General features: G+C 55.5%; 7 protein-coding genes. All 7 read left to right on the top strand.

Annotation, left to right across the window (positions count from 1 at the left end):
* A partial coding sequence (locus VLY20_07560; protein HUK56499.1) for a CheR family methyltransferase occupies positions 1 to 313 on the top strand: 313 nt, incomplete at its 5' end.
* 20 nt (positions 314 to 333) lie between these two features.
* Positions 334 to 1,386 carry a chemotaxis response regulator protein-glutamate methylesterase gene (locus tag VLY20_07555; GenBank protein HUK56498.1) on the top strand — a complete coding sequence of 351 codons (1,053 nt, stop codon included), beginning with the start codon at positions 334 to 336 and terminating at the stop codon, positions 1,384 to 1,386.
* Positions 1,387 to 1,452: 66 nt separating this feature from the next.
* Entirely contained in the window at positions 1,453 to 2,295 is an 843-nt protein-coding gene (locus VLY20_07550) for a GAF domain-containing protein (protein ID HUK56497.1), read from the top strand.
* Positions 2,296 to 2,311: 16 nt separating this feature from the next.
* Positions 2,312 to 2,692, top strand: a complete 381-nt coding sequence (locus VLY20_07545) for a response regulator (protein ID HUK56496.1) — start codon at positions 2,312 to 2,314, stop codon at positions 2,690 to 2,692.
* A 14-nt stretch (positions 2,693 to 2,706) separates the two neighbouring features.
* Positions 2,707 to 3,408 (top strand): phosphoribosylformylglycinamidine synthase subunit PurQ, encoded by a 702-nt coding sequence (gene purQ, locus VLY20_07540; protein HUK56495.1) that lies wholly within the window; start codon positions 2,707 to 2,709, stop codon positions 3,406 to 3,408.
* Positions 3,405 to 5,651 (top strand): phosphoribosylformylglycinamidine synthase subunit PurL, encoded by a 2,247-nt coding sequence (gene purL / locus VLY20_07535; protein HUK56494.1) that lies wholly within the window; start codon positions 3,405 to 3,407, stop codon positions 5,649 to 5,651. The genes purQ and purL overlap by 4 nt, the downstream gene beginning before the upstream one ends.
* Before the next feature lie 3 nt (positions 5,652 to 5,654).
* A complete protein-coding gene (gene purF / locus VLY20_07530) occupies positions 5,655 to 7,067 on the top strand; it encodes an amidophosphoribosyltransferase (protein ID HUK56493.1) in 1,413 nt (470 codons plus the stop codon).
* The last annotated feature ends 576 nt before the right edge of the window (positions 7,068 to 7,643 follow it).

Here is a 7,643-nt window from a genome sequence, read left to right as displayed (position 1 = left end):
AAAAGAAGATAACGCCTTTCGCATCTCGGATGCGGTCAAAAGAAACGTCGTCTTCTTGCATCTCAACCTGCTGGACACGAATAAAATGGCCTTCATTAATCCCATGGACATCATCTTCTGTCGCAACGTGATTATTTATTTTGACCTGGCGGCCAAACGAAAGGTGATCGATTTGTTTCATTCGAAATTGAAAGAGACCGGATATCTTCTATTGGGTCATTCGGAATCGTTGATCAATATATCCACGGCCTATGCGCTCCGACACTTGAAGCACGATATGGTTTATCAGAAACTCGACCGAAACTCGAAATGACTTAACGAGGGCTGGCGCGAATGAATCGAATTAAAGTGCTGATCGTGGACGATTCGGCGTTCTATCGGCAGACCCTGACCGGAATCCTGAAGACTTCCCCGCATCTGGACGTCGTCGGCGCCGTGCCGAACGGAAGCGAGGCCATCCGATTCGTCAGCCGCTCCAAACCGGATGTCATCACGCTGGATTTGGAGATGCCCACCATGGACGGCTTCACTTTTCTGCGCTGGCTGATGGCCAACATGCCTCTTCCCGTGGTGGTGATCAGCTCCCGATCGGAAAGCAACAACGTATTTAAGGCTCTGGAATTGGGCGCCGTCGATTTCATCGGCAAACCGACGCAACGCGCATCGCTGGAGATCATGAAGCTCCGGACGGAGTTGGTGTCCAAAGTCGAGACGGCGGCGACCATTTCGTCCGATAAGGTACGACTGAAATACAAAGAGGGCTCCATCGAGGCGGCCGTTCCTTTGGTTTCCGATGGCGCGCGGGATACCGGAAGTGTGCGGGTGGTGGCCATCGGGGCGTCGACCGGAGGGCCGCCGGCTATTCAGTCCATTATCAGCAAATTGCCGAAAGATTTTCCGGCCGCGGTGATCGTGGCCCAGCATATGCCTCCCGGCTTTACTCTTTATTTTGCCGAACGTCTGGACAAGTTCGCCCTTCTTCCCGTGAAGGAAGCGGCTCCGGCGGACCGGATCGAACCGGGAAGAGTTTACATTTCCCCGGGGGGCTATCACATGGAACTTCACTCCACACCCAACGGCGTTCAGATCGGTTTGAAATTCAGGGCGGACTTGGATAAGTACGCCCCCTCGGTCGATCGGATGATGATCTCGGCCGCCGAGATCTACGGCGAAAAGGTTTTGGGCATCCTTTTGACCGGCATGGGTTCGGACGGGAAGGCGGGGATGAAGGCCATTAAGGAAAAAGGAGGAATAACCATCGCGGAAGCCGAGGAGACCTGCGTGGTTTTCGGAATGCCGAAGGAAGCGATCGGAATCGGGGTGGTCGATAAAGTTCTTCCCCTGGATCAAATTCCGCTCGAGACGGTTCGACGATGCCTGGCCTAAGAAGATCCTCCTCTTGTTCCGGTGTTGGAAACATGGTACTATTGGAAACTCAACATAGAGGTGCCCATGGATAAGCCGGAGTCGGGGCCGGATTTATTTAAGAAGACGAGGGAGTTTCTGGAAATCTTCCGGAAGGGGGAAGAGTTTACCCACGATCTCTTGAAGGAAAACGAGCGCCTCCGCTATAAAATCGTCCAACTGGAGGAGGAAATTAAAACAGTTAAAAAAGGAATGGAAGGGGAGGGCCGCTTTAACGAGTTGCAGGAAGCACTCGAGCAACTCAAAGAAGAAAAACAGTCGCTGTTGGATCGTTTTAAGGAGGTCGAGGCCGAAAATAAGGATTTCGCCGAGAAATACGTCGAAGTTGAAGAAGAAAACAACAACCTGGCCAACCTCTATGTGGCCAGTTATCAGCTCCACTCCACGCTGGATTTCAATGAAGTGCTCCGAATCCTTCAGGAGATCGTGATCAACTTGGTCGGCGCCGATCGTTTCGCGATCCTGATTCTTGACGAGGTGATGAACGAATTGACCGCCGTTGTGGCCGAAAGCGTGGATGAAAAACGGTTTCGAAAAATAAAGGTGGGCGACGGAGTGATCGGAGACGTCGCCAAAACCGGTGAAAGTTATTTTCAACCCGACGTCGAGGGATTCAAACCCGCCCATGAACTGGACCCGATCGTCTGCATTCCTCTGAAGATCAAGGACCGGATCATCGGTATCCTGGCCATCTTTTCGCTCCTAGAACAGAAAAGCAAAAAACTGAATCGGGTGGATTATGAGCTGTTTTCCATGTTGGCCGGCCACGCGGCCACGGCGATCTTCAGTTCCAAGCTCTACTCGGTCTCGGAACGGAAACTGTCGACGATCCAAGGCTTCATCGATCTTCTAAGCGGAAAAGGCAAATAACGACGGAGAGAGCGGGATGGCCGAGTATAATTTCTTGGTGGTTGAAGATTCGCCCACGATGCGCCAGCTGATTGCCTTCAGTTTGAAGCGCCTCCGCGGAGCCCGAATCGTCGAGGCCGGAAACGGCGTTGAAGCCTTGAAAAAGCTTTCCGAGAACAAATTCAACCTGATCGTGGCCGATATCAACATGCCCCTGATGGACGGGTTGAAGTTGCTCAGCATCGTACGAAAAGATCCCAATCACAGTCAGATCCCCGTGATCATCGTCAGCACGGAAGGCACCGAAGCGGACAAAGAAAAAGGAATGAACCTGGGCGCCAACGCGTACCTTCCAAAACCCATCCAGACCAATGACCTGCTTAAAACCGTCAAGGAATTGTTGAAAATCGGGGACTAACCGTCGGAGCAATCATGCGGTTTGGAATTTTAGTCTTTCCGGGCTCGAACTGCGACCACGATTGCTATCATGTCCTTAAGCATCTTCTCGGCCAGCCGGTGGAATTTATCTGGCACAAAGAAACATCCCTCCGCGGCTTTGACGCTCTTGTTATTCCGGGCGGGTTTTCGTACGGAGACTATCTTCGGACGGGAGCGATCGCCCACTATTCACCCGTCATGAAAAGCGTAAAGGATTTTGCGGAGGCCGGCGGTCCGATCCTGGGAATTTGCAATGGGTTCCAGATCCTGTTGGAAGCCGGTTTGTTGCCGGGCGCGATGCTTCGGAACCGTTCCCTGAAATTCATCTGCAGGGATGTCTTCGTCCGCGTCGAGAACGCGGAAACGCCGTTCACGGCCTCGATCCGATCCGGCCGGGTCCTCCGCCTGCCCATCGCGCATGCCGAGGGCAACTACTACGCCGATCCGGAGACCCTCCGGGACCTCCGGGAGCATCGCCAGATTGTCCTCCGTTATTGCACGGCTGAAGGTCGGCTGACGGAAGAGGCCAATCCCAACGGCTCGCTTGACGGGATCGCGGGAATTTGCAACCGCGCCGGCAACGTGCTGGGGATGATGCCCCATCCGGAACGATGCTCCGAAGGGTTCGACGGCAATACCGATGGGAAATTCATTTTTCAATCGATGCTCGAGCGCCGCACGGCGGGACGGACATGAACGGTCAGATCCTTCCTCCGGACGCCCTGGAACAACACGGCTTGACCCAGGAGGAGTATCAGAAGATCCTCGCCCTGCTGGGCCGGGACCCCAATCACCTTGAATTGGGTCTGTTCTCGGTCATGTGGAGTGAGCACTGCAGCTATAAAAGCTCGAAGGTTCATCTGAAAAAGCTCCCGACAACGGGCGAGTGCGTCGTCCAAGGCCCCGGGGAAAACGCGGGCGCCGTGGATATCGGCGACGGTCAAGTGGCCGTCTTCAAGATCGAAAGCCATAACCATCCATCGTTCATCGAACCGTACCAGGGCGCCGCGACCGGCGTCGGCGGAATCCTGCGCGATATTTTTACCATGGGGGCCCGACCTATCGCACTTTTAAATTCCTTGCGGTTCGGCTCCTTGGACATCCCGAAGAACCGTTATCTTCTGGAGGGCGTCGTGGCCGGAATCGCCGGCTATGGAAACTGCATGGGGGTTCCGACCGTCGGGGGAGAGATCTACTTTAACGAGATTTACAACCAGAATCCGCTCGTCAATGTCTTCTGCCTGGGTATCGCCGAAAAGGATCGGATCTTCCGGGCCTCCGCCCGAGGGGTCGGGAACACCGTGATCTATATCGGCTCAAAAACGGGACGCGACGGCATTCATGGAGCGACCATGGCCTCGGAAAGCTTCGACGAATCGATCGAGGCCCGCCGCCCGATGGTCCAGGTCGGCGATCCCTTTACCGAGAAACTGTTGCTGGAAGCCTGCCTGGAGATCATGAAGCGGGAGTTGATCGTCGGAATTCAGGATATGGGCGCGGCCGGTCTCACAAGTTCATCGGTCGAGATGGCCGGCCGGGCCGGAACGGGCATCGAGCTTGAAATCACCGACGTCCCGCGGCGCGAGGAAAGAATGACCCCTTACGAGGTGATGCTCTCCGAGTCGCAGGAACGGATGCTTTTGGTCGCCAAGCCCGGCTTCGAAAAGGAGATCTTGGACATCTGTGACCGATGGGATCTGGACGCGGCCGTGATCGGACGGGTCACGGATACCCGACGGCTCGTGATCCGGGAAGAAGACCGGATCGTCGCCGACCTTCCAATCCGGGCCTTGACCGATGACGCTCCCGTTTATGAACGGCCCATCCAGATTCCGTCGTATCTCGACGCGCTTCAAGGAATCAATCTGGATCTGATCCCGCAGCCGTCGGATTTGGGCGCCGCGCTGGTTACGTTGCTTGCCTCCCCGATCATCGCGAACAAGCGGTGGATTTATCAGCAGTACGATCACATGGTCCGCACCAACACGGTGGTTCGGCCCGGCTTTGAATCCGCGGTCGTTCGGATTAAAGGAACTCGGAAGGCCTTGGCCCTAAGCGTGGACGGGAACAGCCGTTACGGCATCCTCAATCCATACCGGGGAGGCGTGATCGCCGTCTGCGAGGCGGCCCGAAACGTCGTCTGCGCCGGCGGTCGTCCGATCGGGCTGACCGATTGTCTCAATTTTGGCAATCCCGAACGTCCCGAGGTCATGTGGCAATTCGCCTTGTCGGTCGAAGGGATCGCGGACGCCTGCCGGGAACTGGAGATCCCGGTGGTGAGCGGGAATGTGAGCTTCTACAACGAGACGAACAGCCTCGGGATTTATCCGACGCCGATTATCGGCATGGTGGGGCTGATCGAGGAGGCCGAGCGGGTGGTCCGGCCGGGCTTCCGCGACGAGGGAGACCGGGTTGTCCTTCTCGGAAAAACCAAGGAAGATCTCGGCGGGACCGAATACCTCAGCCGGGTTCATTCGCGTGAGGGAGGCTTTCCGCCGCTTCTGGAGTTGGCCGAGGAGAAGGCAGTACAAAGGTGTTGTTTAGATGCGATCGAGGCTGGTATAATTAAATCGGCCCATGATTGTTCCGAAGGCGGACTGGCGGTCGCGCTGGCCGAGGCGGTGATGATGTCCGGAGATTCGTTGGGGGCCACGGTCGTTCTTCCCGATGTCCCGATTCGCCGGGATGCTCATCTCTTCGGAGAAACCCAGTCCAGAATCGTCGTGACCGTGAATGAAAGCGCTCTTCCGAAACTCGAACATCACTGCGTGGAGCGGAACGTCCCGATGGCCGTGATCGGTCGGGTAGAGGGCCGTCGTTTGACGATCCGCGCGGAGGGGGAGGATCGTCCCTTGATCGATCTCTCGGTCGAGACAATGAGGACGGCATGGGAAGGGGCCATTGAGTCGTATTTCCGGGCCGGGGAGACGCAACGCTGATCCATGTTTGATAAATTTCACGAGGAATGCGGGGTGTTCGGAATCGCCGGTTCGAAAGAGGCGGCCAACATGACCTATCTCGGCTTGTACGCCCTGCAGCATCGCGGCCAGGAAGCGACGGGGATCGTGTCATCGGACGGCAAAACGTTTTATCAGGAAAAGGGCATCGGCCTCGTCTCGGATCTTTTCAATAAGGAACGACTGGACCGTCTGAAGGGTTCCGCGGCCATCGGCCACAACCGGTACTCCACGACGGGAGAAAACAGCCTCAAAAACGTCCAGCCGATCATGGTCAATTTCGCGCTCGGCACGCTGGCCCTGGCCCATAACGGCAACCTGACGAACGCCTCTTTTCTGAGAGATGAGCTCGAAGCGTACGGCGCGATCTTCCAGTCCAGTTCCGACAGCGAAGTGATCATCCATCTCATCGCCCAGTCCAAGGAAAAGGACCTGATGGGCCGTCTGACCGAGGCCCTGCTCCGGGTGAAGGGCGCGTTCTCGCTGGTGATCCTCTCGGATCACGGCCTGATCGGGGCGCGGGATCCCTACGGCCTGCGCCCGCTTTCCCTCGGCCGGGTGAAAGACGCCTGGGTGCTGGCCTCCGAAACCTGCGCGTTCGACCTGATCGACGCGGACTACATCCGCGACATCGAGCCGGGAGAACTGGTCCTGATCAACGAAAACGGGATCACCTCCTACAAACCGTTTCCGAAAACCGAGCCGGCCCACTGTGTGTTTGAATACGTCTATTTTTCGCGGCCGGACAGCCGCGTCTTTGATCACCATGTCTATGAAATCCGGAAAAATCTGGGACGACAGCTGGCCCGGGAAACGACGGTGCCGGCCGATATCGTGATCCCGGTTCCGGATTCCGGCGTGCCGGCCGCGTTGGGATATGCCGAAGCCGCCAATCTTCGCTACGAAAACGGATTGATCCGGAACCATTATGTCGGCCGGACCTTCATCGAGCCGGAGCAGGCGATCCGGCATTTCGGCGTCAAGATAAAATTGAACGCCGTCCGGGATGTCTTGAAGGGAAAACGCGTGGTGGTGGTGGACGATTCTATCGTGCGGGGAACGACCAGCCGGAAGATTATCAAAATGATCCGTCAGGCGGGCGCCCGCGAAGTCCACCTTCGGATCAGTTCGCCGCCGATCATTTCGCCCTGCTACTACGGCATTGATACGCCGACGCGCTCGGAATTGATCGCCTATAGCCACAGCATCGAAGAGATCCGGGCTTACATCACGGCCGACAGCCTGGCCTATCTCAGCCTGGAGGGAATGCTGGAGGCCGTGCCGCACAAGACCAACCGTTACTGCACGGCCTGCTTCAGCGGACAGTACCCGATCCCGTTCACCCAGGAGGAGATGGTGCAAATCGGTTTGTTCGATCCCAAACCGATTAATGAGTAAAAATAATCGGTCGCATTCGATCCGTTTGGTCCAAAACACCCCATAAGTTTTCCGTTCCCGGCCCGCCCGCCATACCTTATCCTAATATGCTATATACCCTAAAAAAACCCACTTTTGTGTAGTTGACAAATCGACAAAAAAAGCACATACAGATAGCCGTTGCTCAAAATAGGCGTTGACTCTTTGTTATAGGTAAGAGAAATCCTTCAAGAGAAATCCTTCAAATGAGAAGGATTTTCTTGGTTTGTTCGCTTACGGCGAGATCTTTGGCATATTGAATCCGAGGACTTTCTTGACTCGGGTTGAAAAGCCCGGCCTGAAGGGCGGGGTCTTAAAAGGCGAATCTCGTTCTGTTGTGACTTGCGATTAGATAACGGGTAAGCCTAAGAAAGGCCTTCCTTCGTGCTGACGCGCGGGGGGAGGTTTTTGCTTTTTTAAAGACTTGATCAGATTAGATTAAAAATACTTCGGGTGCCCTTGACCTGCTGAAAATTTTACAAAGAACCAATGGCAACACTACATGAAAACCATTAATTGAGAGGCCTCTCGATGAGATCCTTCATGAAAAAATATCCC

The organism is Nitrospiria bacterium, assembly GCA_035517655.1.
Lineage (GTDB): Bacteria > Nitrospirota > Nitrospiria > JACQBZ01 > JACQBZ01 > JACQBZ01.
This window is presented reverse-complemented; position numbering and strand designations above follow the sequence as displayed.

What these genes read in the sequence shown, in the direction of transcription:
- VLY20_07555 (HUK56498.1), top strand. Translation starts at nt 334, where the DNA reads ATGAATCGAATTAAAGTGCTGATCGTGGACGATTCGGCGTTCTATCGG.
- VLY20_07550 (HUK56497.1), top strand. Translation starts at nt 1,453, where the DNA reads ATGGATAAGCCGGAGTCGGGGCCGGATTTATTTAAGAAGACGAGGGAG.
- VLY20_07545 (HUK56496.1), top strand. Translation starts at nt 2,312, where the DNA reads ATGGCCGAGTATAATTTCTTGGTGGTTGAAGATTCGCCCACGATGCGC.
- purQ (HUK56495.1), top strand. Translation starts at nt 2,707, where the DNA reads ATGCGGTTTGGAATTTTAGTCTTTCCGGGCTCGAACTGCGACCACGAT.
- purL (HUK56494.1), top strand. Translation starts at nt 3,405, where the DNA reads ATGAACGGTCAGATCCTTCCTCCGGACGCCCTGGAACAACACGGCTTG.
- purF (HUK56493.1), top strand. Translation starts at nt 5,655, where the DNA reads ATGTTTGATAAATTTCACGAGGAATGCGGGGTGTTCGGAATCGCCGGT.